Origin of the sequence: Bradyrhizobium sp. SZCCHNPS1003 (genome assembly GCF_032381555.1) — a bacterium.
In the GTDB taxonomy this organism is placed as follows: Bacteria; Pseudomonadota; Alphaproteobacteria; order Rhizobiales; family Xanthobacteraceae; genus Bradyrhizobium.
The window spans coordinates 48,062-70,824 of sequence record NZ_JAUHIU010000008.1; the positions used below are offsets into that span (position 1 = coordinate 48,062).

The window sequence follows — 22,763 nt, forward strand, 5'->3', positions numbered from 1 at the left end:
TCGCAAATGCGACGCTCCTCACCATGAGGGTCTAAGTCGTGCCACGTAGTCACTCCTCGTCCTGAGGAGCCTGCCGGAGGCAGGCGTCTCGAAGGACGGCCGCGGGCGCGCTGTCTATTACGCGGTCGTACGACCCGCTCAGAGCTGGCCGACCGACTTCTCGAGCAGGCCCCAGGCCTCGGCGCCGAATTTGGTCTTCCACTCGGTGTAGAAGCCCGCGGAGCGCAGCGCATCGCGGAACGGCTTGGTATCGACCTTATTGAAGGTGATTCCGGCGCCTTGCATCTCCGCTTGCGCCTTTTCGTTGAAGCTCTGGATGTCCTGCCGCTCCTTCACGGCGGCCTCCGACAGCGCCGCGGTGATGGCGTCGCGCACGTCGGCGGGCAGACCGTTCCAGCGCGTCGCATTGGCGAAGATGTGGTGACCGTCCCAGATATGACCGGATAGCGCGATGTATTTCTGCACCTCGTAGAGCTTGGCGCTCCGGATCAGCGCCAGCGGATTCTCCTGGCCGTCGACGATGTGCGTCTGCAGCGCCGCATAAAGCTCGCCGAAATTGATCGGCGTCGGCGCAGCACCGAGCGTCTTGAACAGCGTCACCCACAGCGGATTGCCGGGCACGCGGATCTTGAAGCCCTTGAGATCGTCGGGCGAGGCGATCGGCTTGGCGCCGGAGGTGATGTTGCGATAGCCATTGTCGAGGCATTTCGGGAGCACGTGCAGGCCGACCTTGGCGAACTCGCCGCGCACATGGTTGCCGAGATCGCCGTCCATCGCCGACCACACCTGGTCGTAACTCTCGAACGCGAACGCCACCGCATTGATGCCGCCGATCGGCACCACCGTCTGGTTCACACCTGACGTCGACATGAAGTCGAGCGCGCCGCTGCGCACCTGTGAGAACATGTCGGGCTCGCTGCCGAGCTGGCTGTTCGGATAGACCTGCAGGTCGACCAGACCATTGGTCTGCTTCTTGATGCCCTCGGACGCCTCGATGATTCTGATGACGCCGGGATGGGTGGCGGGAAACGCCGTACCGTAGCGCAGGCGATACTTGGCCGACTGCGCCCGGGCTGGCCCGAACGCCAGGGCGGACGCCCCCGCGAGTGCGGTGCCGACGAAGCTGCGACGGGACATGGATGTGGACGAAGACATTGGCAAACCTCCCCTGCCGGCCCGCTTGGGGGCCTTTTGTATGTCATTCATGAAGATAAAGCCTATAATGGATACCAAATTAGGTTTCAATACATAACTTGTATCCAAGTTCCCGGATTGCTATACGGCAGCCGCTCACGGTGGAGATGAGCGCCCAAGAAGCGCCCAAGGGATGGAGGAACGCGTGTGAAGAGCCTCGTGGTGGAGCGGCCCGGCCGCCTGTCGATCGAAACCCGCGCCATTCCCGAGCCCGCCGCCGGCGAGATCCGCATCAAGGTCGAGCGCGCCGGCATCTGCGGCTCCGACATCCACATCCTTCACGGCAGCAACCCGTTTGCGCGCTATCCGCGCGTCATCGGCCATGAGTTCTTCGGCCGCATCGACAAGCTCGGCGACGGTGTCGACGCACGGCTCGGCGCTCGCGTCGTGGTCGATCCGGTCGTCGCCTGCGGCCACTGCTATCCCTGCTCGGTCGGCCGTCCCAATGTCTGCGCTGAACTCGCCGTGCTCGGCGTCCACCGCGACGGCGGCTTTTCCGAATATGCCTGCGTGCCGGCTGCGAACGCGCATCTGCTGCCGGACAGCGTCGACGACGACAAGGCGCCGCTGGTCGAGCCGTTCTCGATCGCCGCCAACATCACCGACCACACAAGCGTGTTTGCCTCCGATGTCGCGCTGGTCTATGGCGCCGGGCCGATTGGGCTGACCGTGATCCAGGTGCTCAAGCGCGTCTATGGCGTCAAGGAACTGATCGTCACCGACCGCATCGACCAACGCCTCGACGCGGCGCGGCACAATGGCGCCGATCGCGTCATCAACACCGCGCAGACCGCCCTGCCCGCAGCGCTCGCGGACGCCGGCCTGAAGCCGACGCTGATCATCGATGCCGCCTGCCATCCCGCCATTCTCGCTGAAGCGATCGAGATCGCCTCGCCCGCAGCGCGGATCGGCCTGCTCGGCTTCTCGGCCGAGCCCTCCACGATCGTGCAGCAGAAGGTCACGGCGAAGGAGCTTTCGATCCACGCCTCGCGGTTGAACAGCGGCAAGTTCGCCAAGGTGATCGCGTGGTTCGCCAGCGGCACCTTGCAGCCCGAGCGCCTGATCACCCACCGCTTCAGGCTCGACGCCTACGCCACCGCGTTCGACACGTTCGAGCACAACCAGACCGAATGCTGCAAAGTGCAGCTGATCTTCTGATGCAAACCATCTGATCCCAAACATGGACCGTCTCGGCACCGCCACGCTCCACCGCCTGCCCGCCGGCATCGTCAGGCCGGACTACGACCGTACGACGGTCGCGACCGGCATCGTCCATCTCGGACTGGGCGCGTTCCATCGCGGCCACCAGGCCGTCTACACCGACGCGCTGCTCAAGGATGATTCGCGCTGGGGCATTCTTGGCGTCTCCTTACGCTCACCCGACACCCGCGATGCGCTCGAACCGCAAGGCGGCCTCTACAGCGTGACGGCCAGCGATGGCGCCGGCCATGCGCGGCGCGTCATCGGCGCGCTCACCGGCGTTGCGGTCGCGCCGGAAGATCCTGCGGGCCTGATCGCACGGCTGGCCGATCCCGCGGTGCGTATCGTCTCGACGACGGTGACCGAGAAGGGCTACAGCCACGATCCGGCCACCGGCGCGCTGCGCGCCGATGACCCCGACATCCGTCATGACGCTCTCAATCTCACGCATCCGCGAAGCACGCTCGGCTTCATCGTCGGCGGCCTGCGGCTGCGGCGGCAGCGGGGCCTGCCGCCCTACACCGTGCTCGCCTGCGACAACCTTCCCGCCAATGGCCACACCTTGCGCGGCCTCGCGATCGCCTTTGCCGGGCTGATCGACCGCGATCTCGCCGAATGGATCGCGGACAATGTCCGCTTTCCCTCGACCATGGTCGACCGCATCGTGCCGGCCACCACCGACGCCGACCGCGCCGATGTCAGCGCTGCGCTCGGCCTCGACGATGCCTGGCCCGTCGTGACCGAGCCGTTCAGCCAATGGGTCATCGCGGATGATTTCGGCGGCGACCGTCCGGCCTGGGACGCCAGCGGCGCGCAGTTCGTCCGCGACGTCGCGCCGTTCGAGCTGATGAAACTGCGGCTGCTCAACGGAGCCCACTCCACCATCGCCTATCTCGGCTATCTCATGGGCTGTGAAACCGTGGCCGCAGCCATGGCCGAGCCCGATCTCGCCGGTCTGGTCGAGGACATGATGCGCGAGGAGGTCACCCCGACTCTGCCCGCGCTCGGCGGCTTCGACGTGCCAGCCTATCGCGCCGCGCTGCTCAACCGCTTCCGCAATCCCGCGCTGAAGCACCGGACCGCCCAGATCGCGATGGACGGCTCGCAGAAGCTGCCGCAGCGCCTGCTCGGCACCATCAGCGACCGGCTTGCCCGCGGCCTGCCGATCACCCGGCTCGCGCTCGCCGTCGCCGGCTGGATGCGCTACGTCAGCGGCACCGACGAGCAGGGCCAGCCGATCGCGCTACGCGATCCGCTTGCGATACGGCTGCGTGCGCTGGCGGATGACGCCGGACCGATCGCGAGCCGCCTCACGCCGGCGCTGCTGTCGCTGGCGTCCGTGTTCGGCAACGACTTACCGAGCGATCCCCGCTTCACGTCAGCGGTCGAGACCGCACTCGACAGCCTCTTCCATCAAGGCGCTCGGGCCACGATAGCGCAGACCCGCGTGGCTCGGCGCGCTGATCTCATGGACTGAAAGTTCCGGCCCGCCGGAGTGTGGGCTCGATCGGCGGGGCGGAAGGAACTTTGACGGGCTTCCGCCGTCAAGATGTCGCACACCAGAGCTGGTGATCGCGCAGCGCTGCGGACGCAGCCGGTAAGCCGCAGCGTTCAGCATCGCGAAAGGACCCGCCATGAGCCTCGCAGCAGCGACGGAGCTGTCTCCGCAGCGCGCCTCGATCGACAACGCCGTCTGCCATCTCGTTCAGAACTACAGTCCCAAGGGCAACCGCGTCGGCTGGCTGGTGATGGCCTCGATCCTGGTCGAGGCCTGGGACCTCTAATCGATCGCCTTCGTGCTGATCTTCATCAAGGAGCAGTTCAATCCGGGGCCGCTGGAGCTCGGCCTCGCCGCCGCGACCTTGTTCGTGGCGATCTTCCCGCTGGCCGGCCTGCTCGCCGCGATCTTCATCCCGCCGGAGGTGTATGGCTACGAGGCGAATTGAGATCGGCTCGGCTCGTCGACGTGTTCAGCGCACTCTCCGCGCGTCGGCCGTCAGCGACAGCATGAGAAAAGCAGGCTACATTGCCCGGACGGTCAATGGGTGGCTTCGATGCGATACGTCTTTTGTTGCGTTCTCGTCCTGCTTTCGCTGTCGGGCACGGGGTTTGCGGACGAGATCGCATTCAAGCGTGAGCTTTCTCGGCACATCACGGAAAACAGCTGGGTCATCCCGGGCCGATTGCAGAGCAAAGCCGTTCAAGTCGGGGTTGTCTTCACAATCGACCGCGACGGGAAGCTTTTGGATGCAGCGGTCGATCAAAGCTCCGGCTCGCCCGCCGACGATGCAGATCTTCTCTCCAGCCTCCGGCGCATGCGCGCCTTTCCGCGGGTCCCGGACGAGCTGAACGTCCCTTATGAAGTCAAGACCACGTTCAATCTGGGAATGCAGAGACAGCTCGGCTACGTGGAGCTGCAATGGCCCCCCACCGGCCAGACGTCGGGCCAGGAGATCGCCTATCGCAGCGACATCCAGCATCATCTGCGGGTCTCTCCACGCGTCTTGCCCGACGACATCAATATCCGGAGGGAGACACGTTCGATCATCGCGTTCTCACTCGATCGCGACGGCCACCTCATCGATGTCAGGGTCACCAAGAGCTTCGGGATGAAGGCGGTCGACGATAAGACCATCGCCTGGCTCAAGTCGATCGAGCCCTTTCCTAAAATGCCCTCGGAGCTGAGTTCACCGATCAAGCTGACCGCCGAACTGGTCTTCCTCCCCAAGGGCATCTGGAACGACGAGGAGGCCCGACGAAGGGTCAACGGCGTCTGCCGCGGCTGCTGACCATCACGGCGCGTCGCGTCGGCCTGACGCCAACGGCAGCAGCTTGCCCGGGTTCATCAGCCCATGCGGATCGAGCGTGCGCTTGAGCTGTTGCATGAGCTCCAACTCGAGCGGCGCCTTGCACAGCGGCATCTCGGCGGTGCGGAGCTGACCGATGCCGTGCTCGGCGCTGATCGAGCCGCGGCGGCGGGTGATCTCGTCATGGACGAGGCGGGTGATCCGCGGACCTTGCGCGTAGAACTCGGCTTCGGTCATGGCGAGCGGACGCATCAGGTTGTAGTGCAGGTTGCCATCGCCGAGATGGCCGAACACCATGGGCCGGACGCCCGGCAGCGCCGCACGGACTGCTGCATCCATCACATCAACGAAATCGGCGATCTCGGCGACGGGGACGGCGATGTCGTGCTTGACCGCCTTGCCCTCGCGCACCAGCGCCTCCGACACGCCTTCGCGCACGCGCCAGAACGCCTTCGCCTGCGTGCCGTCCTGAGCAACCACGGCATCTGAGGCGATCCCGTTCGCCATCGCCTCGGCCAGCGCAGTTTCGAGCCGCACGGTCAGCGCGCTCTCGTCACCAATGTCGCTCAGTTCGATCAGCACTGCCGCGCCGGGAAGCGCCGCGAATGGCAGCCGCGTGTCCGGCATTTGGCGCAGGATCATCTCCAGCGTCGCCGCGGTCAGGAACTCGAACGCGGTGAGCCGGTCGCCGCAATGCGCACGCGACAGCCGCAGCAGCGCGAGTGCGGCGGCTGCATCGGCCACGGCGACGAAGGCGGTCGCACGCGCGGTCGGCTGCGGAAACAGCTTGAGCACGGCGCCGGTGATGATACCGAGCGTTCCTTCCGAACCGATGAACAAATCGCGCAGCGCGTAGCCGGTGTTGTCCTTGCGCAAGGAGCGCAGGCCGTCCCAGATCCGGCCGTCCGGGAGCACCACCTCGAGGCCGAGCGTCAGCTCGCGCATCACGCCATAACGCAGCACGGCGACGCCGCCGGCATTGGCCGCGAGATTGCCGCCGACGGTGCAACTGCCCTCGGAGCCCAGGCTGAGCGGAAACAGCAAGCCGGCCGCGCGCGCGGCGTCCTGCACCTTGGCCAGTACGACGCCGGCATCGACCACGATGCTCTGGCCGATGGCATCGACCGCGCGGATACGGTTCATCCGCGCCAGCGACAGCACGACCGCCCTTCCGCCCGCATCCGGCGTCGCACCGCCGGACAGGCTGGTGTGGCCGCCCTGCGGCACCACGGCGGAGCGCGCCTCGGCGCAGGCCACCATCACGGCCGCAACCTCCGCGGTCGAGCCGGGGCGCACCACCGCAATCGCGGTGCCATGATACTTGCCGAGCCAGTCGCGCAGATATGGCGCCTGATCCTCGGCCGCGACGAGAACATGCGCCGCGCCGATGGCGCCCTGCAGCCTTTCGATCAGCTCCGTCATGATCAGCGCTTTGACCCTTTGATGGCTTGAGAGGCCGATGCCCGCAAACTAACAGGCCAGCCGATCGCGATCCCAATACCAAGTTGTCCGGCGTCCATAATCGATTGTTATGGGTGCGTTCAGGCCGGCGCCAGCGCCACTGGCGGCGCGATGTGCGGCACGGCTTCGACCAGCTCGCGGGTGTAGTCGGTCTGCGGGTTGGCGAACAGCGCCCGGCTCTCGCCCTGCTCGACGATCAGGCCGGTACGCAGCACGATGGTGCGGTCGCACATCATGCGCACGACGTTGAGATCGTGGCTGACGAACAGGAAGGCGAGATTGTCCTCCCGCCTCAGCCTGTTGAGAAGCTGCAGCACCACGGCCTGCACGGAGACGTCGAGCGCCGCGGTCGGCTCGTCCAGCACCAGCAGCCGCGGCCGGCAGGCGATGGCCCGCGCGATGCCGACGCGCGCCTTCTGGCCGCCGGAAAGCTGGTGCGGAAAGCGCGACAACAGCTCGCGCGGCAGCCCGACGCGGTCTGCGCATTCCTCCACGCGCTGGCGCAGCTTGTCGCCGTTGCGCATGTTCATCAGCCGAAACAACGGATGAGCGACGCAGTCGAACGCGGTATAGCGCGGATTGAGGCTGTCGTTCGGATCCTGGAAGACGATCTGAATGTCCTTGCGCAGCTCGCTCGCGTGGAAGTCGCGTGCCGGGATCTGGCCGATCGGCCGCCCGTCGAACAGGATCTCGCCCTCGCTGGGATCGATCAGGCGGCAGATCATGCGCGAGGTCGTGCTCTTGCCCGAGCCGCTCTCGCCGACCAGGCCGACGCTCTCGCCGCCGCGCATCGTCATCGAGAAGTCGGCCACCCCAACGGTGCCGTCGTCGAAGCGCTTGACGATGTTCTTGACGTCGAGCAGCAGCGGCGTGCCGTGCGGCGGAGGCGGCAGCTCGCTTATCTCGACCAACGGAATCCTCTCGCCATCGGGCACCAGATCCTCGACGCGCGAGGTCGCCGTCGGCGATGCCGCGACCAGACGCTTGGTGTAGGGGTGCTGCGGGCGATAGAACAGCGTCAGCGGCTCGGCCTGCTCGACCAGCCTGCCCTGCTCCATCACCACGACGCGCGCGCAGTAGCGCGCGGCCAGCCCGAGATCATGCGTGATCAGGATCGTCGCCATGCCGCGGTCGGCGGCGATATGAGCGAGCAGGTCCATCACCACCTTCTGTGTGGTGACGTCGAGGCCGGTGGTCGGCTCGTCGGCGATCAGGAGCTGCGGACTGCAGGAGATCGCGATCGCGATCATCACGCGCTGGCACATGCCGCCGGACAGCTCATGCGGATAGGCGCCCATGCGCCGCTCGGGATCGCGGATCTGCACAGCCTTGAGCAAGCTCAGAGCCTCGGCCTGCGCCTCCTGCCGCGACAGACGGCGATGGGCGAGGATCGCATCCGCAATCTGCTGGCCGACGGTGCGGATCGGGTTGAGCGCGGCGCGCGGGTTCTGGAAGATCATCGCCATGGCTGCGCCATGCAGGCTGCGCAGATCGGCGCCGCCAGCGCGGGTGATGTCCTGGTCCTTGAAGCGGATGCAGCCATCGGTGATGCGGCCGGCCTTGTCGAGCAGATGGGTGATGGCAAAGCCGGTCACCGATTTGCCGGAGCCGCTCTCGCCGACAAGGCCCAGCATCTCGCCGGGCTGCAGCGACAGCGACACGCCGCGCACCGCCTCGACGAGGCCGCGACGAGTCGAGAAGGTCACCTTGAGGTTCTCGACCTCGAGCAGCGGCGCCGTCACGTGCGCATCCTCGGATGCGCCCGGCTCTGCTTGGTTTTGACGAGACATCACGTGCGCATCCGGGGATCCAGGATGTCGCGCAGGCCGTCGCCGAGCAGATTGAAGCACAGCACCGCGCTCATCAGCGCAAGTCCGGGAAACGCCACCAGCCACCAGCGCCCCGTGGAGATGAAGCGTGCGCCCTCGGCGACCATGATGCCCCATTCCGGCGTCGGCGGCTTGACGCCGAGGCCGATGAAGGAGAGGCCCGCGGCATTGAGAATGGCCCAGCCGAGATTGAGCGAGATCTGCACCGCCATCGCCGGCAGCACGTTCGGCAGCAGGAAGCGCAGCACCACGGCGATGTGGCTCTCGCCGCAGGCCCGCGCGGCCTCGACCCAGCCGAGATTGCGGCGGATGTTCACTTCGGCGCGGGCGAAGCGGATGTAGAACGGCAGATTGATGATCGCGGTCGCGATCACGATGTTCTCGACGCGGTTGCCGAGCGCGGCGACCATCGCCATCGCCAGCACGAACAGCGGGAACGCCATCAGGACGTCGACGAAGCGGCCGACCGCCTTGTCGAGCCGGCCGCCGGCATAGCCGCACAGCGCACCGACGACCGACCCGAGCGCGAAGGACACGGCGACCGCCGTCACCGCGATGGTGAGATCAAGCCGGCTCGCGACGATCAGGCGGCTTAGCACGTCGCGGCCGAGCTGGTCGGTGCCGAACCAGTGCGCGGCGCTCGGCGGCTGCAGCGCGGCGGAGACCTCGGACGCGACAGGATCGTAAGGCGCGAGCCACGGCGCAAAGATCGCGATCAGTGCCAGCAGCAGCGCGCCGCCGGCCGCGACGGCGGTGACCGGATTGCCGCGTAGCACGAACGCGGTATGGCGCAGGGTCGACGCGGTCTCGATCGTGCTCATGCTCACGCCACTGTCGCCCTGGGATCGGCGATGCCATAGAGCACATCGACCAGGAGATTGACGATCACGAAGATCGTCGCCATCAGCAGCACGAAGCCCTGCACCGGCGCGTAGTCGGAGACCAGCAGCGCATCGAGCGCGTAGGAGGCGACACCCGGCCAGGAGAACACCTTCTCCACCAGCACGTTGGCGCCGAGCATGGTCGAGAATACGATGCCTGCGATGGTGATCACCGGAAGGATCGCGTTGCGCAGCGCATAGGTGACGACGATGCGCCACCACGACAGCCCGACCGAGCGCGCGGTGCGCACGAAGTCGCTGCCGAGCGACACCAGCATCGAGGCGCGGGTGATCCGCGCTAGCGGCGCGATCACGAACAGCGCCATGGTCAGCGCCGGCAGCATCAATTGCCGCGCCGCCGCCCACCAGCCCTCGAGATCGCCGGCGAGCAGGAAGTCGATGATCAGGAAGCCGGTCCGCTGCGGCGGCAGAGTCGCGAAGATGTCGATGCGGCCCGTGGGGTCCGGCGCGAAGCCGAGCAGATAATAGAACACGTAGATCAGCAGCAGACCGGAGACGAAGGTCGGAACGCAGACGCCGAGCGAGCAGAACAGCCGCACGCCGTGATCGACCAGCGACCCTGGCCGGAGCGCTGCGAGCACGCCAAGCGGCACCGCCGAGACCAGCGCGATCAGCAACGCGGTCAACGTCAGCTCCAGCGAGGCCGGCAGCCGCTCCTTGAGGTCCTTGGCAACGGCCTGCCCGGTCATCATCGAACGGCCGAGATTGCCGCGGCCGACGTCGTACAGATAGATCGCGAGCTGGCTCGGCAGCGGCTTGTCGAGCCCGAGCTGCCGGCGGATCACCTCGATCTCCTCCTGGCCGGCATTGGGACCGGAGGCAAAGAACACGGCCGGGTCCCCCGGCAGCACGCGCATCAAGAGAAAGGTGAACACCAGGACGCCGAACAGCGCCGGCAGCGACGAGACGAAGCGCCGTCCCGCCCGAGCCAAGGTTGCGCCGATCGTGCCCATGGTTATCAGCCGTCCCCGTTACTTGCGGCTCAGGTTACGATAATCGACCTGCCGCGTGAACTGGTAGACATAGCCATCCACCGTCGGCTGCATCACCGCGTCCTGCGCCGCCTGCCAGATCGGGATCTGGAACATCTGGTCGAAATGGACGGCGTTGAGCGCCTTCCCCTGCTCCTCATATTTCGCCTTGTCGGCCTCGAAGCGCGCCTCCTGCGCGATCTTCTCCAGCTCGGCATTGTCGGTCGAGGAGTAGTTCCAGCGCTGCTTGCCGGTGTAGAAGTTGCGATAGAAGTAGTCGGTCGAGGGCAGCCAGGCGACGATGCCCTCGGTGAAGAACGGCAGCTTCTTCTCGTTGATCGCGGTCGACATCTGCGCATCCGGCAGCTTCTGGATGTCCACCTTGATGCCGATCTTGGCGAGCGATTCCTTGACCAAAGCGGCCATCGGCTCGGCGGTCGCCGCCTGGCCGACATTGAAGCTGAAGGTGGTGGAGAAGCCGTCCGCCATGCCGGCGTCCTTCAGATAGGCCTTGGCCTTCTCCAGATCGAGCTTGATCGGCTGCGGGATCGGATAGCCGCCGCTCGGCGGCTTGCCGTCGGCCCAGGTCGCGCCGTAGAGCGGCGCGCCGCGGCCGAACAAGGCCGCCTTGAACATGTCGTCATAGGGCAGCGCAGAGGCGATGGCGCGACGCACATTGACGTTGTCGAACGGCGGAATGGTGTTGTTCATCGAGATGAAGGTCACCGCGTTGTATTGCGGCGTCGAGATCACCTTCAGCTTGCCCTTGCTTTCCAGCGACTGCACGTCGCTCGCCTGCAGATCGATGACCAGATCGGCATCACCGCGCTCGACGAGGTTGGCGCGCGTCGCCGGCTCCGGCACCGACTGGATGATCAGGCGCTTGAACGCCGCCGGCTTGTCCGGCGTGCCGCGGTTCCAGGCCTCGTTGCGCTTGGCGATCACTTGCTCGCCGGGCTTGAAGGTCTCGACGATGTAGGCGCCGCTACCGGCCGCGTTCTCTTTGGTCCAGTTCAGCGCCCACGGATCTTCAGCGGTCACATGCGCCTTGGCTAGCTTGGAGTTGATGATGATCGGATAGACGGTGGCCAGATTCGGCAGCGCCAGCTTGTCCGGCTTCGGCAAGGTCACTTCGAACGTCAGGGGATCAATGACCTTGAACTGATCGGCCGACGTCAGCGAGCCCGTCAGCAGTTGCGCCTTGCCGAGGATCGGCGCGCTGACACAGCGGTCGAGCGACCATTTGACGTCCTCGGCCGTCACCGGCGAGCCGTCCTGGAACTTGGCGTCGGGGCGCAGCTTGAAGGTGATCTTCAAACCGTCAGCGCTGACCTGATAGGATTCAGCGAGCTCGCCGGTGATCGTGTCGAGATCGAACACCCACTTACCATTGAGCTGCTTGCGACCGAACGACACCAGCCGGTCGTAGCTCGACATCGACAGCGCGAAGGCCTCGCGCGTCGAGCCCGGAATGTTCGGATCGAGCGTGTTGACGGTGGCACCGGTGACATAGCGCAGAGTCTCGGCGCGGCTCTGCGCATGCGCCGATGGCGCAGCCAGCATCACCGCGAGCAAGGCGGTCGCGGCGAACAACGAACGTTTGGACATCTCGAAACTCATCGTCCTTGTTCCCTCATTGGTCTCAAAATCCGGGACTGAAATACCCTGCCAGCGGTCACCGGCGACGCAAGCGCAGCAGATGGAAGCGCATCAGATGGGAGCGCAGCAGCAAATCACGTGCCACGGCGCACCTCGGCCTGCTTCACATCGTAGGCCTGGAAGTTGGCCCAATGCTTGTCGATGTCGGCCTTGAACAACCCGCGCGTCAGCCCATGCACGAGCTTCGGCACCGCTGTGGTCATTGCATTGATGGAAGAACCCGACGCGCCGAAGCTCATCGTCGAGGCAATGGCGAAAACATGGACGTCGCGGATCCACGGCGTCCGGCCAGCCACACGCTCGCACAGCGCATAGTCGTCGGCGAGATAGGGAAAGGCGCCGAGCCGGTCGTTGCGCTCGCTGGCGTCGGGCGCGTAGCGATCGCACCAGCGTGCGATGTTGGCGGCAAAGCGCTGCAGCTCCGGACGCTTTGCGAAGTCCATCGAGATGCCCGTCGCGCTGACTACGAAATCGACTGTGACTTCGTCTTGCGGTGTCCGCAGCACGACTCCGTCGGACGTCTCGCACGCGGCCACGATCGGCGCGCCCTCGTGTAGATGGAACGCGGCATGACGGGCGCAGCGATCATAGGTGTGCTGCGGAAAGCCCTCGCGCAACTCGAGGACCGCGCGCATGAAACGCCAGCGCCAGACGTCGTCGAGCTCGGAGAAATGCCGCAGGAAACCGCGGAACGTCAGCCAGCGATAGGGCTGGATCAGCTGGATTTCCGCTCGGCGGCATAGCAGATCGACGCGCGCCGCACCGGCTTCGAGCGCAGCCGCCGCATTGTCGAACGCCGAGGCACCGGCGCCGATCACGGCGACGCGGCGGCCGCGCAAGCTGTCGAAATCGATCTCGGCGCCGGAATGGGCGCCGCGCGTTGCGGGCAAATGGCGCAGCGGCTCCGGAATGCTCCAGTCGCCCATCCCCTCCTGCCCGGTCGCCAGCACGATCTTGCGGGCGTAGATCGTCGCCTCACCATCCTTGCTGCGCACGGTCGCCTGCAGCAGTCCATCAGCGGCCGGCGCGATATCGACGACCTCGCAGCCGTTGCGCACGGGAAGGTCGAGCACCTCGCGATACCAGGCGAGATAGTCTGCCCAATATTCGCGCGGAATCAGGTCAAGATTGCGCCAGCTCTCGCCGCCGAACTTCGCCTCGTGCCACGCCTGATAGGTCAGACAGGGTATGTCGAGATCCGGTCCGGTGAAATCTTTCGGGCTGCGCAGGGTCGGCATGCGCGCATAGCTGAGCCACGGTCCTTCGCGGCCAGCTTCGGCCTTGTCGAGCACGAGAATATTGCTGACGCGTGAGCGCAGCAGGGCGAAGGCGGTGGCAAGACCCGATTGGCCGCCGCCGACGATCAACACATCGCGCGCAGGTCGGCCATCGGGACCGATGATAGGCGTCAGCCATGGCATGCTGGGATGCGCGATCCTGGCAAGATCGCTGCGGACCTGGGCCGTCAGCGCGGCGAGACCGGCGCTCATGCCGGCCACCGGATGAAACACGCGCAATCGCGATCGACACGCTCGCTGTCGCTCACGCTCTCTCCATCAGTCATGTCACCCGGCGAGCGAAGCTTAGCAAAGCGAGCCTGGAGCCGACCATACCGATTTGTCCGCCGCCCATAACAGCTTGTTATGGGACGGCAGCGGCAGCTAGAATCGACAGCCATCCGCAGCGAGACAAGAGGTCGCATGCCGCTCAATCTGCGCCAGATCGAGGTGTTCCGCGCCATCATGATGACAGGCTCGATCAGCGGCGCTGCGCGGCTGCTGTCCGTGTCGCAGCCCGCGATCAGCCGGCTGCTGGCCCATACCGAGGATGGCCTCAAGCTCAAGCTGTTCGAGCGCATCAGCGGCCGGGTGCAGCCGACGCCGGAGGCCAGGCGGCTGTTCGCCGAGGTCGAGCACGTCCATCGCGGCGTCGCGCGCATCAACGATCTCGCCGACGAGTTGCGCGCGGGCGGCACCGGGACGATCCGCGTGGTGGCGAGCCCGAGCGCGGGACACAGCATGGTGCCGGAGGCGCTGGCGCGGCTGCGCGACCGCTTTCCCGATCTGCGCGTCGAGTTCGAGTCGCTGACCCTGCTGGAGATCGTCAGCCGCGTCGGCACAGCCCGCGCCGATCTCGGCATCACCGTGCTGCCGGTCGACGAGCCGACAGTCGCGGTCGAGACGATCGCGGAGGGCGCGCTGCACGTAATCATGCCGGCCAATCATGCCCTGGCGAAGCTGCGCAGCGTCAGGCCGAAGGACATGCTGCCCTATCCGCTGGTCGGCTTCGGCCCGCAGACGCCTTATGGCCACATCGTCACATCGGCCCTCGCCGGCGGCCCGGAGCCGACCACCATCGTGCGCTACACGCCCGACGCCTGCGCCATGGCCCGCGCCGGCGCGGGCCTTGCCGTGGTCGACGAATTCGTGCTGCGCGGCCGCGCCTGGCCCGACCTCGCGGCACGGCCACTCGCACCGAAGATTCCGATGCGCGCGTATCTGCTGACGCCACGCTTCGAGCCACTGTCTCGCAACGCGGCCGCGCTTGCGGACATTTTGCGCGGGCGCGATCGGAAATCCGGCACTGCGAGGCGTTGAGCTACGCCGCCAGCCAGCCGCCATCGACCGGCAGCACGATGCCGGTCGTGAACGACGCCTCGTCGCTGGCGAGGAACAGCGCGGCGGCCGCGACCTCGTCTGCCGCGCCAAAACGCTTCATGGCGTGGCGCTGGCGCGAGGCCTCGCGCACCGGCTCGGGATCGGCGTGGCGCGCAAAGCTCCGGCGCAGCAGCGGCGTGTCGATCGCGCCCGGCGCCAGCGCATTGACGCGGATGCCATCGGCGGCGAAGTCGACCGCCATGGTGCGGGTCAGGCTGATGATCGCGCCCTTGGCGGCGATATAGGCGCTGTTGCCTTTGCCGCCGGCGACCGCAAGCTGCGACGCCACGGTGATGATCGATCCGGCCTTCTGCTTCTGCATGATCGGCACCGCGATCTTGGCCCACAGCCAGGTGCCGCCGACATTGGCGCGGAACACCGCGTCCCAGTCGGCGGGATCGGTGGTGACGACGGTGCCGCCACAGGAGAAGCCGGCCGCGGTCATCAGCACGTCGAGCCGGCACCGTGCCCCGGCCACGCCCTCGATGGTCGCCTTGGCGAAGTCGGCGTCACCGACATCGCCGACATGGACGCTGCCATCCCCGCCCGCGCTCCGCACAAGCGCCAGCGTCTCATCCGCGCCCGCAGCGTCGCGATCGACCAGGGCGAGATGCGCCCCCTCGCGCGCGAACATCACGGCGCTGGCGCGCCCAATGCCGGAGCCGCCGCCGGTGACGATCGCGACCTTGCCTGCAAGCCTCATCTCAATCTCTCCCGTGCTGATCGAACCAGCGGCCGAAATGCTCCGCCGATGCCGCGCAGTCGAAGCGCGCGCGCCAGCCGAACTCCTCGGCCAGTCGCGTCGTCGACAGCCGGCCGCGGTTCGGAGCAAACACCGGCACCGTCGGCGCCTCGCCCTGCTCCGCGAGCCGGCAGACGAAACCGGAGCGGCCTTGCGCGAAGGCGCGGCCCCAGGCCTCGGCGGTAAACATGGCTGTGCTGGAGATGTTGTAGAGCCTGTGCTGCGGCCTCTCGGCTTCCAGCAACCGGCAGACGGCGTCGGCGACGTCGACCGCATAGACCCAGTCCTTGTCGCCCGGCTCGTTCAGCAGCGCCGGCGCATTGCGCGCGCAACAGGCCGCGATCAGCGCCTGCGGCGATGGCGTGTCGCGCACGCCGCCGGCGCGCTCGAAAGGGCCGAAGACTGCCGACAGGCGCACGCTGATCACGTCGGTTTGCCACAGATCCGACAGCCGCGCGGCGACGCGCTCGAAGGCGAACTTGGTGATCGCATAGAGCGACACCGGCTCGCACGGCGTGGTCTCCTCCAGCACGGCAAAGCGCCGACCGCTGGCGCCATAGGACGCCGCCGAGGACAGGTTGATGACGCGGCGGATGCCGCTGCCGCGCGCCGCCTGCAGGATCGGCACCTGCGCAAGCAGATTGACCGCGAGGATGCGCTCCGGGTCAGCCGCATCGCGCTCGGGCCCGGCAGTGATCGCGGCGCCGAGCACGACGGCATCGCAGCCGCTGGCGACGGCGGCCGCGACGGCGCTCGCATCGGTGACGTCGCCCTGCACCAGGTGCAGACGCTCGCGATACGGCGCGAGGGCGCGCTGCGCTGCCGCCGGCAAACCTGCTGCGTCAAAGATCGTCGCAGCATGGCCGCGCTCCAGCAGGCCTTGCGCAATGTTGAGCCCGACGAAGCCGGCGCCGCCGAAGATCAGGACATGCATCAAAGAGGTCCTCGCGTGGACAGCGATCGACGAAGGGCATTCAGCTCTCTCCCCACGTCATGGCCTAGCGCCGTCCCGGCCATCCACGTCCGGCAGCATCCTGGGAAGCACGTGGATGCCCGGGTCGAGCCCGGGCAGGACGGCGGACAGCGGAGCGACCGCGTCGACATGATCAGCTACTCCAACAGCTCTTCGCGCCTAGAGCAGCTTCGCCCCAAAATTCTGCTCCGGGTCCATATCCGCGACCAGGCGCCCCGTCGGCTTCGCAGCCTCGCCACCGCTGCGGGCGAGGAACTGGCCGGAGCCGGGCTGGGCCGACAGTCTGCCGCCGTCAACGATGACGCGGCCGCGCGACAGCACGGTCACCGGCCAACCCTGCACGCTGCGCCCGGCAAATGGCGTGTAGCCGGCGAGGTCGTGCATGGCAGCATCGCTGATCGTGACGTGCTTGTCCGGATCCCACAGCGCGATGTCGGCATCGGCGCCGATCGCGATCGCGCCCTTTCTCGGATGCAGATTGTAGATCTTGGCCGGCGCCGTCGCTGTCAGCTCGACGAACTTGTTGAGGCCCAGCCGCCCCTTAGACACCATCGCGTCGAACAAGAGCGGCAGCCGCAGCTCCAGGCCCGGCAGGCCGTTGGCGATCTGCTTGAAGTTGGGGTTGGGGCCGGCGCGCAGCTTGCCGGTTTCGTCGAACCGATACGGCGCGTGATCGGAAGAGATCGTCTGCAGGTCGCCGAGCGACAGCGCCTGCCACAGCGCCTCCTGATCGGGCGCGCGGCGCGGCGGCGGACTGCACATCCACTTCGCACCCTCGATGCCGGGCTTGTCGAGATCATCGGCCGTCATGAACAGATATTGCGGGCACGTCTCAGCAAACACCTTCAGCCCCTGCCCGCGCGCATCCCGGATCACCTTGGCGCCTTCCGCGGTCGAGACGTGGAAGATCATGATCGGCTGATCGACGAGGGCGGCCATGCCGATCAGCCGGTTGAACGCTTCGGCCTCGGAGAAGCGGGCGTGGCTGATGGCGTGATATTTCGGCGCGGTGTAGCCGCGCGACAGCAGCCGCTTCACCATCCAGGAGATGATGCCATGGTTCTCGGCGTGCGCGCACAGCATGGCGCCGCCTTCGCGCGCGGCGACGAGAATGTCGAGCAGCGGCTCGTCGTCGATCTTGAGCCGGTCGTACGTCATGAAGATCTTGATCGAGCCGTAGCCCTGGCGGATCAGCGCCGGCAGATCGCGCTCCAGCGTCTCCCTGGTCGGATCGGCGACGATCATGTGGAACGCGTAGTCGATCACGGCCCCCTTGCGCGCCAGCGCGTGATAGTCCTCGACCACCTGCGGCAACTGCATGCCGACATGCTGGGCCGCGAAGGAGATCACGGACGTGGTGCCACCGAAGGCGGCCGACGTGGTGGCGCTCTCGAACGTGTCGGCATTGACGATCCCTGCCGCCGAGAGCTGCTCGATATGGCAATGGCTGTCGACGCCGCCGGGCAGCACATACTTGCCGCGCGCATCGATCTCGCGCTTGGCCGGGCCGAGCCCGCGGCCGATCGCCGCGATGGTTTCGCCTGATATCGCGACGTCGGCCTCGAACGTGTCGGTGGTGGTGGCGACGCGCCCTCCCCGGATGATCAGGTCATAGGCCGGCTCGGTCATCGCGATCTCCTAGTTCTGCCAGATGGAACGCCGTGGACGCGAGACGACCGCATCGGCCCCATTGCGTCAGCCATGGCATAGTGGTTGCCTGTCACGCGCCGTCAACACTGAAGAAGCAGGTAGCTCCCATGTCCCGCCCGCGCATCACCGTGATCAATCCGAACTCCAACCAGGTGGTCACCGACGGCTTGGCGGCGGCGCTCAAGCCGCTGATGTTCGCCGACGGGCCGGAGATCGTCTGCGAGACCTTGAAGGAAGGTCCATACGGCATCGAGAGCCAGAAGGACGCCGACAGCGTCACCCTGCCGCTGCGGCGTCTCGTCGAGGGCGACAACGCGTCCAGCGCGTTCGTGATCGCCTGCTACAGCGACCCTGGCCTGCATGTCTGCCGCGAGGCCACGGCACGGCCGGTGCTCGGCATCGCCGAATGCGGCGTGCTCACCGCGCTGACCCGCGCCGACACGTTCGGCGTTCTCGCCATCGCGCAGCGCTCGATCCGCCGCCACATCCGCTATCTCCGCCAGATGGGCTTGATGGATCGGTTGGCCGCGGAACGGCCGTTGGACATGACCGTGGCGGAGACGGCGTCAGGCGAAGGCACCTTGGCGAAGATGATCGCGGTCGGCCGCGCGCTGAAGGAGGAGGACGGCGCCGGCGCCATCGTGATGGGTTGCGCCGGCATGGCGCGGCACCGGAAGAGCTTAGAGGAGGCGCTGGGGATTCCGGTGATCGATCCGACCCAGGCTGCGGTGACGATGGCGCTCGGCGCGGTGGCGTTTGCCGGGTGAGTGGCGCTGAGCCTTGCGCTCTGCATTCGCTGATCTGCCCGACCGGTCGCCTCACACACGGCTGTCGTCCCGGCCTTGAGCCGAGACCCATAACCACCGGCTGCGGTGAGGCAGGCAACTAACAGTCACGTTCCTCGATAGCTTCCGCGGTATGGGTCCCGGCGTTCGCCGGGACGACACCATTGTCGTCGCTGGAGTCGAGCACAATAACTGCGATCTGCTTAGCTCCGGCAGCTAAAAAACTCGTTGTTCACTCCGGCGGCACCGCGCCCGTGCGGCTGGTGATCAGCCCGTAATGCTCGATCCGCCGATGCCTTGCGAAGTCGAAGATCGTCTGCTTGCCGAACCGCGTCGCATCGAGATCGCACGGCACGACCAGCACCTCGTCCCCTTCCGTCACGGCTTCCGCGACGATCTCGCCGTCGGGATTGACGATCAGGCTGCCACCGATCAGGTGATGGCCGTCCTCGACGCCGGCCTTGGCGACCGCCACCACCCAGCACGAGTTCTGATAGGCGCCGGCCTGCGCCGAGAGGCGATTGTGAAACAGGCGCTGCTGCAGGCCCTCGGCGCTCTTCAATGAGTTCACCGACGGCGTGTTGTAGCCGATCAGCACCAGCTCGACGTCCTGCAGCCCCATCACGCGATAGGTCTCCGGCCAGCGGCGGTCGTTGCAGATCGCCATGCCGATGATGCCGCCGAGATCGCGCCACACCGGAAAGCCGAGATCACCCGGCTCGAAATAGCGCTTCTCCAGATGCTGGTGGCTGCGCTCCGGTTCGAACTCCTCGTGGCCGGGCAGATGCACCTTGCGGTACTTGCCGACGATGGTGCTGCTGCGATCCGTGAGGATGGCGGTGTTGTAGTGGTGCCCATCCGGCGTCAGCTCGGCATAGCCGAGATACATCGCCATACCATGCTGCGCAGCGCGATCGAACAGCGGCTGCACGGCGGCATTCGGCATCATTAGCTCGAACCAGCTATCGACCTCCACCTGATTCTCCATGTACCAGCGCGGAAAGAACGTCGTCAGCGCCAGCTCTGGATAGACGATGAGATCGGCCCCCCGGCGCTTGGCCTCGTCCAGCAGTGCGATCATGCGCGCCACCACCGCCTCGCGGCTGTCGGCGCGCTGAATCGGCCCCATCTGGGCGGCGGCAACGTTGATCACGCGCATGGTTGGTCTCCTATTCTAACTCTAGCGTCACCCCGGCCGATGCAGCAACGGCCGCGTCCGCGAGAACGATGGCCGGCCGCGCTTGAGGCCCCATAGCGGCTGCGCCAGGGTCGCCACCGTCTCGGTCGGCGTCGACGCATCGATGCAGACCAGATCGGCAGGCGCGCCGACCCTGATGCCATAGTCGTCGAGACGCATCAGCCGGGCCGCATCATGGGTCACCATGTCCAGGCAGGCGGCGAGATGGTCAGGGCGTGAGACGTGGCAGACATTGGCATAGAGATTGGCCATGCGGATCAGCGAGCCGTCGCCATAGGGCGTGAACGGGTTGAGCACGTTGTTGGTCGAGAGCGAGCAGGTCACGCCCGCAGCGCGTAGCGGCTCCAGGGGGACCACGCCGCGTGGGATAGCATGATCCTGCCGGCGACCCATCAGATGCAGGTCGGTCGAGGGCAGCACGGTGACGGCGACCCCGGCATTGGCCAATTGCGCAGCGATGGCTTTGAAGCGCTGCTGCGGCAGCAGCGACAGCTGCGTGACGTGACCGACGGCGACGCGGCCGCCCCAGCCATATTCCTCGGTCTTGCGGCAGACATATTCGATCTGCATGTGATCGAGCGTCTCGGCGAGATCGAGATGCATGTCGATGTCGACGTCGTGCTCGCGCGCGATCGCGAAGATGCGGTCGATCTGCGCCGGCGGGTCGGTGTCGAAATACGGGGCGGCGCCGATGGTTCGCGCGCCGCGGCGCAGGCCTTCGATCAGCAGCTCCTCGGTGCCGGGATAATTGGTGAGACCTTCCTGCGGAAATACGCAGATCTCGAGATCGAGCGCCCAGGCATAGTCCTTTGCGAGCCGCCGGATCGCCTCGAAACCGATGAAGCCGATGCCGGGATCGAGCTCGACATGGGTGCGCATGCGCATCGTGCCATGGCTGACGCAGCGCTCCACCGTCTGCTTCGCTCGCGCGTAGACATCATCAGCGGTGAAGTTGCGCTTCGCGGCCGCGGTCTCGCGCACCGCCTCGGCGACTGTCCCGTCGCGGATGGTGCAGCGGTCGAGGATGCAAGTCTTGTCGAGATGGATGTGCGTCTCGATGAAGCCGGGAACGACGAGGCAATTCTCCGCGTCGCGCTCCGCGCCGTCGGCTGGCAGCGACGGCGCGATCGCAGCGATGACACCATCGGAAATTCCGATATCGGCGCGGCGCAGTTCGCCCTGCTGCGCCAGCACCGCGTTGCGAATGATCAGGTCCATGCTGCCGCCAGGGATTCCATACGCGCGCCAAGCTGGCGGCCCGGCCGCGAAAAGGCAAGCACCATGCCAAGGCCCGTCCGCCGCAACGCGCGGCCAGCGGTCGACACCATTCGTTTACAAATAGACGGCCGCCGGGAACCACTTGTTTGCCGGGGAAAAACTGCTATATTGATGCATGGAAAACGTGAACTCGTTCTGCTCAGGCCCGTCGTCAAGGCGGGCCGTTGCCGTTTTGGGGGTAGCTGTCCGATGACTCGCTCCAACCGTACGGATCACATTCGCCTGACCTCGCACCCCGTGCCAGGCGCCAAGCACAATTTCCCGCTCCACTGGGGCGCCGAGAGCGCGCGCGAGCGCGGCCCGATCATCGGCACGGTGTCGCGTCCGCAGGACCGCAACGTGATCGGCAGCCATGGCGGCTCCTACACGGTCTACCGCGCGCTCGCGGTATCATCTGGTGCGCTCGATCCGATCCGCCGTCCGGATCTCACCAACACCCATCCCGCCGCCACCATCGGCCCGTTCGCGCAGTGGCGCGATCCGGCGAAGATCGTCGCGCTCGATCCCTGGGGCCATCTGGTCGCCGAGAATTTCGGCGGCGAGATCGCGGAAGGAATCGATATCCGGCCGACGATCGCCGTGACCAAGGCGCGCATCGAGCTGCCGGAGCTGCATGCGGCGCTCGCGGCCAAGCGCCTCGTTCATGATGGCGACGTCGTGCATGCCAATGGCAGCGTGTCCGTGGTGAAGATCGCGATCGACCCGGTGTGGTACCTGCCCGGCGTGGCCGCGCGCTTCGGCACCAGCGAGACCAATCTGCGCCGCGGCCTGTTCGAGCAGACCGGCGGCATGTATCCGGAACTGGTGACCCGGCCCGACCTGCAGGTGTTCCTGCCGCCGATCGGCGGCACCACGGTCTATCTGTTCGGCGACGTCGACAAGCTCAATGACAGCCGGACGAAGATCACATGTCGCGTGCATGACGAGTGCAACGGCTCCGACGTGTTCGGCTCCGACATCTGCACCTGCCGCCCCTATCTGATCCACGGCATCGAGGAATGTGTCGCGGCCGGGCAGAACGGCGGCCTCGGCATCATCGTCTACAACCGCAAGGAGGGCCGCGCGCTCGGCGAGGTGACGAAGTTCCTGGTCTACAATGCGCGCAAGCGCCAGGAGGACGGCGACGCCGCCGCCGCCTATTTCGAGCGCACCGAGTGCGTCGCCGGCGTGCAGGATGCGCGCTTCCAGCAGTTGATGCCTGACGTCATCCACTGGCTCGGCATCAAACGCATCGACCGCTTCATCTCGATGAGCGACATGAAGCATGACGCACTGGTGGGCCAAGGCGTCGACATCGTCGAGCGCGTGCCGATCCCGGACGAGCTGATTCCGGCGGATGCCCATGTCGAGATCGCGGCCAAGAAGGCGGCCGGCTATTTCTCGCTGGAGCCGCAGAAGCCCGAGGCGCTCGGCGACACCGTCGGCCGCCCGCTCGAGAAATACTGAGCGCAGCAGCC

At 66.5% G+C, this 22,763-nt stretch carries 18 protein-coding genes and 1 pseudogene; 7 read left to right on the forward strand and 12 right to left on the reverse strand.

Annotation, left to right across the window (positions count from 1 at the left end; all coding sequences use genetic code 11):
* Positions 1 to 138 precede the first annotated feature (138 nt).
* A complete protein-coding gene (locus QX126_RS14510; RefSeq protein WP_315781811.1) occupies positions 139 to 1,155 on the reverse strand; it encodes a TRAP transporter substrate-binding protein in 1,017 nt (338 codons plus the stop codon).
* Between the two features lie 186 nt (positions 1,156 to 1,341).
* Here QX126_RS14510 and QX126_RS14515 point away from each other — a divergent pair, with 186 nt between their 5' ends.
* From QX126_RS14515 to QX126_RS14530, 4 genes and pseudogenes are all read left to right on the forward strand, one after another.
* On the forward strand, positions 1,342 to 2,352 hold the full coding sequence (locus tag QX126_RS14515) for a Zn-dependent oxidoreductase (protein WP_315781813.1): 1,011 nt from the start codon (positions 1,342 to 1,344) through the stop codon (positions 2,350 to 2,352).
* A gap of 22 nt (positions 2,353 to 2,374) precedes the next feature.
* Positions 2,375 to 3,871, forward strand: coding sequence for a mannitol dehydrogenase family protein (locus QX126_RS14520; RefSeq protein WP_315781815.1), 1,497 nt, complete (start codon positions 2,375 to 2,377; stop codon positions 3,869 to 3,871).
* Between the two features lie 157 nt (positions 3,872 to 4,028).
* A pseudogene (locus QX126_RS14525) lies at positions 4,029 to 4,253 on the forward strand (arabinose ABC transporter permease); the annotation flags it as partial.
* Between the two features lie 195 nt (positions 4,254 to 4,448).
* On the forward strand, positions 4,449 to 5,183 hold the full coding sequence (locus tag QX126_RS14530) for a TonB family protein (protein ID WP_315776053.1): 735 nt from the start codon (positions 4,449 to 4,451) through the stop codon (positions 5,181 to 5,183).
* Between the two features lie 3 nt (positions 5,184 to 5,186).
* Here the strand turns inward: QX126_RS14530 and QX126_RS14535 are convergent, their stop codons facing one another.
* The 6 genes from QX126_RS14535 to QX126_RS14560 all read right to left on the reverse strand — a co-directional run bounded on the left by QX126_RS14535 (position 5,187) and on the right by QX126_RS14560 (position 13,513).
* Positions 5,187 to 6,623: an FAD-binding oxidoreductase gene (locus tag QX126_RS14535; protein ID WP_315781817.1), complete on the reverse strand. Its 1,437-nt coding sequence runs from the start codon at positions 6,621 to 6,623 to the stop codon at positions 5,187 to 5,189.
* Positions 6,624 to 6,742: 119 nt separating this feature from the next.
* Positions 6,743 to 8,404, reverse strand: coding sequence for an ABC transporter ATP-binding protein (gene nikE / locus QX126_RS14540; RefSeq protein ID WP_315781819.1), 1,662 nt, complete (start codon positions 8,402 to 8,404; stop codon positions 6,743 to 6,745).
* A 47-nt stretch (positions 8,405 to 8,451) separates the two neighbouring features.
* Positions 8,452 to 9,312 (reverse strand): ABC transporter permease, encoded by an 861-nt coding sequence (locus QX126_RS14545; protein ID WP_315738483.1) that lies wholly within the window; start codon positions 9,310 to 9,312, stop codon positions 8,452 to 8,454.
* A 2-nt stretch (positions 9,313 to 9,314) separates the two neighbouring features.
* Positions 9,315 to 10,346, reverse strand: a complete 1,032-nt coding sequence (locus QX126_RS14550) for an ABC transporter permease (RefSeq protein WP_315781821.1) — start codon at positions 10,344 to 10,346, stop codon at positions 9,315 to 9,317.
* Between the two features lie 18 nt (positions 10,347 to 10,364).
* Complete coding sequence (locus tag QX126_RS14555; protein ID WP_315738485.1) at positions 10,365 to 11,984, reverse strand: ABC transporter substrate-binding protein; 1,620 nt, start codon at positions 11,982 to 11,984, stop codon at positions 10,365 to 10,367.
* A gap of 113 nt (positions 11,985 to 12,097) precedes the next feature.
* Positions 12,098 to 13,513 carry an NAD(P)/FAD-dependent oxidoreductase gene (locus QX126_RS14560; protein WP_315781823.1) on the reverse strand — a complete coding sequence of 472 codons (1,416 nt, stop codon included), beginning with the start codon at positions 13,511 to 13,513 and terminating at the stop codon, positions 12,098 to 12,100.
* A 210-nt stretch (positions 13,514 to 13,723) separates the two neighbouring features.
* Here QX126_RS14560 and QX126_RS14565 point away from each other — a divergent pair, with 210 nt between their 5' ends.
* A complete protein-coding gene (locus tag QX126_RS14565) occupies positions 13,724 to 14,620 on the forward strand; it encodes a LysR family transcriptional regulator (protein WP_315781825.1) in 897 nt (298 codons plus the stop codon).
* Between the two features lies 1 nt (position 14,621).
* On the opposite strand, the gene QX126_RS14570 is transcribed toward QX126_RS14565, so the two are convergent.
* The 3 genes from QX126_RS14570 to hydA form a co-directional block, all read right to left on the reverse strand.
* Entirely contained in the window at positions 14,622 to 15,383 is a 762-nt protein-coding gene (locus QX126_RS14570; RefSeq protein WP_315781826.1) for an SDR family oxidoreductase, read from the reverse strand.
* Position 15,384: 1 nt separating this feature from the next.
* Positions 15,385 to 16,356, reverse strand: a complete 972-nt coding sequence (locus QX126_RS14575; protein WP_315776046.1) for an NAD(P)-dependent oxidoreductase — start codon at positions 16,354 to 16,356, stop codon at positions 15,385 to 15,387.
* A gap of 198 nt (positions 16,357 to 16,554) precedes the next feature.
* Positions 16,555 to 18,024: a dihydropyrimidinase gene (hydA, locus tag QX126_RS14580; RefSeq protein WP_315781828.1), complete on the reverse strand. Its 1,470-nt coding sequence runs from the start codon at positions 18,022 to 18,024 to the stop codon at positions 16,555 to 16,557.
* A 128-nt stretch (positions 18,025 to 18,152) separates the two neighbouring features.
* Here hydA and QX126_RS14585 point away from each other — a divergent pair, with 128 nt between their 5' ends.
* Positions 18,153 to 18,812: an aspartate/glutamate racemase family protein gene (locus QX126_RS14585; protein ID WP_315772054.1), complete on the forward strand. Its 660-nt coding sequence runs from the start codon at positions 18,153 to 18,155 to the stop codon at positions 18,810 to 18,812.
* A gap of 250 nt (positions 18,813 to 19,062) precedes the next feature.
* Here QX126_RS14585 and QX126_RS14590 read toward each other — a convergent pair whose 3' ends face one another.
* Together QX126_RS14590 and QX126_RS14595 are read right to left on the reverse strand one after the other, a co-directional pair.
* On the reverse strand, positions 19,063 to 19,989 hold the full coding sequence (locus tag QX126_RS14590) for an N-carbamoyl-D-amino-acid hydrolase (RefSeq protein ID WP_315781830.1): 927 nt from the start codon (positions 19,987 to 19,989) through the stop codon (positions 19,063 to 19,065).
* A gap of 27 nt (positions 19,990 to 20,016) precedes the next feature.
* Positions 20,017 to 21,246, reverse strand: coding sequence for an amidohydrolase family protein (locus tag QX126_RS14595; RefSeq protein WP_315781831.1), 1,230 nt, complete (start codon positions 21,244 to 21,246; stop codon positions 20,017 to 20,019).
* Positions 21,247 to 21,495: 249 nt separating this feature from the next.
* On the opposite strand from QX126_RS14595, the gene QX126_RS14600 reads away from it, so the two are divergent.
* Entirely contained in the window at positions 21,496 to 22,752 is a 1,257-nt protein-coding gene (locus QX126_RS14600; RefSeq protein ID WP_315738494.1) for a GTP cyclohydrolase II, read from the forward strand.
* Positions 22,753 to 22,763: the final 11 nt, after the last annotated feature.

Bases quoted from the DNA above. Each gene is read 5' to 3' on its own strand.
- QX126_RS14530 (WP_315776053.1), top strand. From the start codon at position 4,449: ATGCGATACGTCTTTTGTTGCGTTCTCGTCCTGCTTTCGCTGTCGGGC.
- QX126_RS14545 (WP_315738483.1), bottom strand. From the start codon at position 9,312: ATGAGCACGATCGAGACCGCGTCGACCCTGCGCCATACCGCGTTCGTG.
- QX126_RS14555 (WP_315738485.1), bottom strand. From the start codon at position 11,984: ATGAGTTTCGAGATGTCCAAACGTTCGTTGTTCGCCGCGACCGCCTTG.
- QX126_RS14560 (WP_315781823.1), bottom strand. From the start codon at position 13,513: ATGAGCGCCGGTCTCGCCGCGCTGACGGCCCAGGTCCGCAGCGATCTT.
- QX126_RS14600 (WP_315738494.1), top strand. From the start codon at position 21,496: ATGACTCGCTCCAACCGTACGGATCACATTCGCCTGACCTCGCACCCC.
- QX126_RS14550 (WP_315781821.1), bottom strand. From the start codon at position 10,346: ATGGGCACGATCGGCGCAACCTTGGCTCGGGCGGGACGGCGCTTCGTC.
- QX126_RS14535 (WP_315781817.1), bottom strand. From the start codon at position 6,623: ATGACGGAGCTGATCGAAAGGCTGCAGGGCGCCATCGGCGCGGCGCAT.
- hydA (WP_315781828.1), bottom strand. From the start codon at position 18,024: ATGACCGAGCCGGCCTATGACCTGATCATCCGGGGAGGGCGCGTCGCC.
- QX126_RS14565 (WP_315781825.1), top strand. From the start codon at position 13,724: ATGCCGCTCAATCTGCGCCAGATCGAGGTGTTCCGCGCCATCATGATG.
- QX126_RS14510 (WP_315781811.1), bottom strand. From the start codon at position 1,155: ATGTCTTCGTCCACATCCATGTCCCGTCGCAGCTTCGTCGGCACCGCA.
- QX126_RS14585 (WP_315772054.1), top strand. From the start codon at position 18,153: ATGTCCCGCCCGCGCATCACCGTGATCAATCCGAACTCCAACCAGGTG.
- QX126_RS14520 (WP_315781815.1), top strand. From the start codon at position 2,375: ATGGACCGTCTCGGCACCGCCACGCTCCACCGCCTGCCCGCCGGCATC.
- QX126_RS14595 (WP_315781831.1), bottom strand. From the start codon at position 21,246: ATGGACCTGATCATTCGCAACGCGGTGCTGGCGCAGCAGGGCGAACTG.
- QX126_RS14590 (WP_315781830.1), bottom strand. From the start codon at position 19,989: ATGCGCGTGATCAACGTTGCCGCCGCCCAGATGGGGCCGATTCAGCGC.
- QX126_RS14575 (WP_315776046.1), bottom strand. From the start codon at position 16,356: ATGCATGTCCTGATCTTCGGCGGCGCCGGCTTCGTCGGGCTCAACATT.
- QX126_RS14570 (WP_315781826.1), bottom strand. From the start codon at position 15,383: ATGAGGCTTGCAGGCAAGGTCGCGATCGTCACCGGCGGCGGCTCCGGC.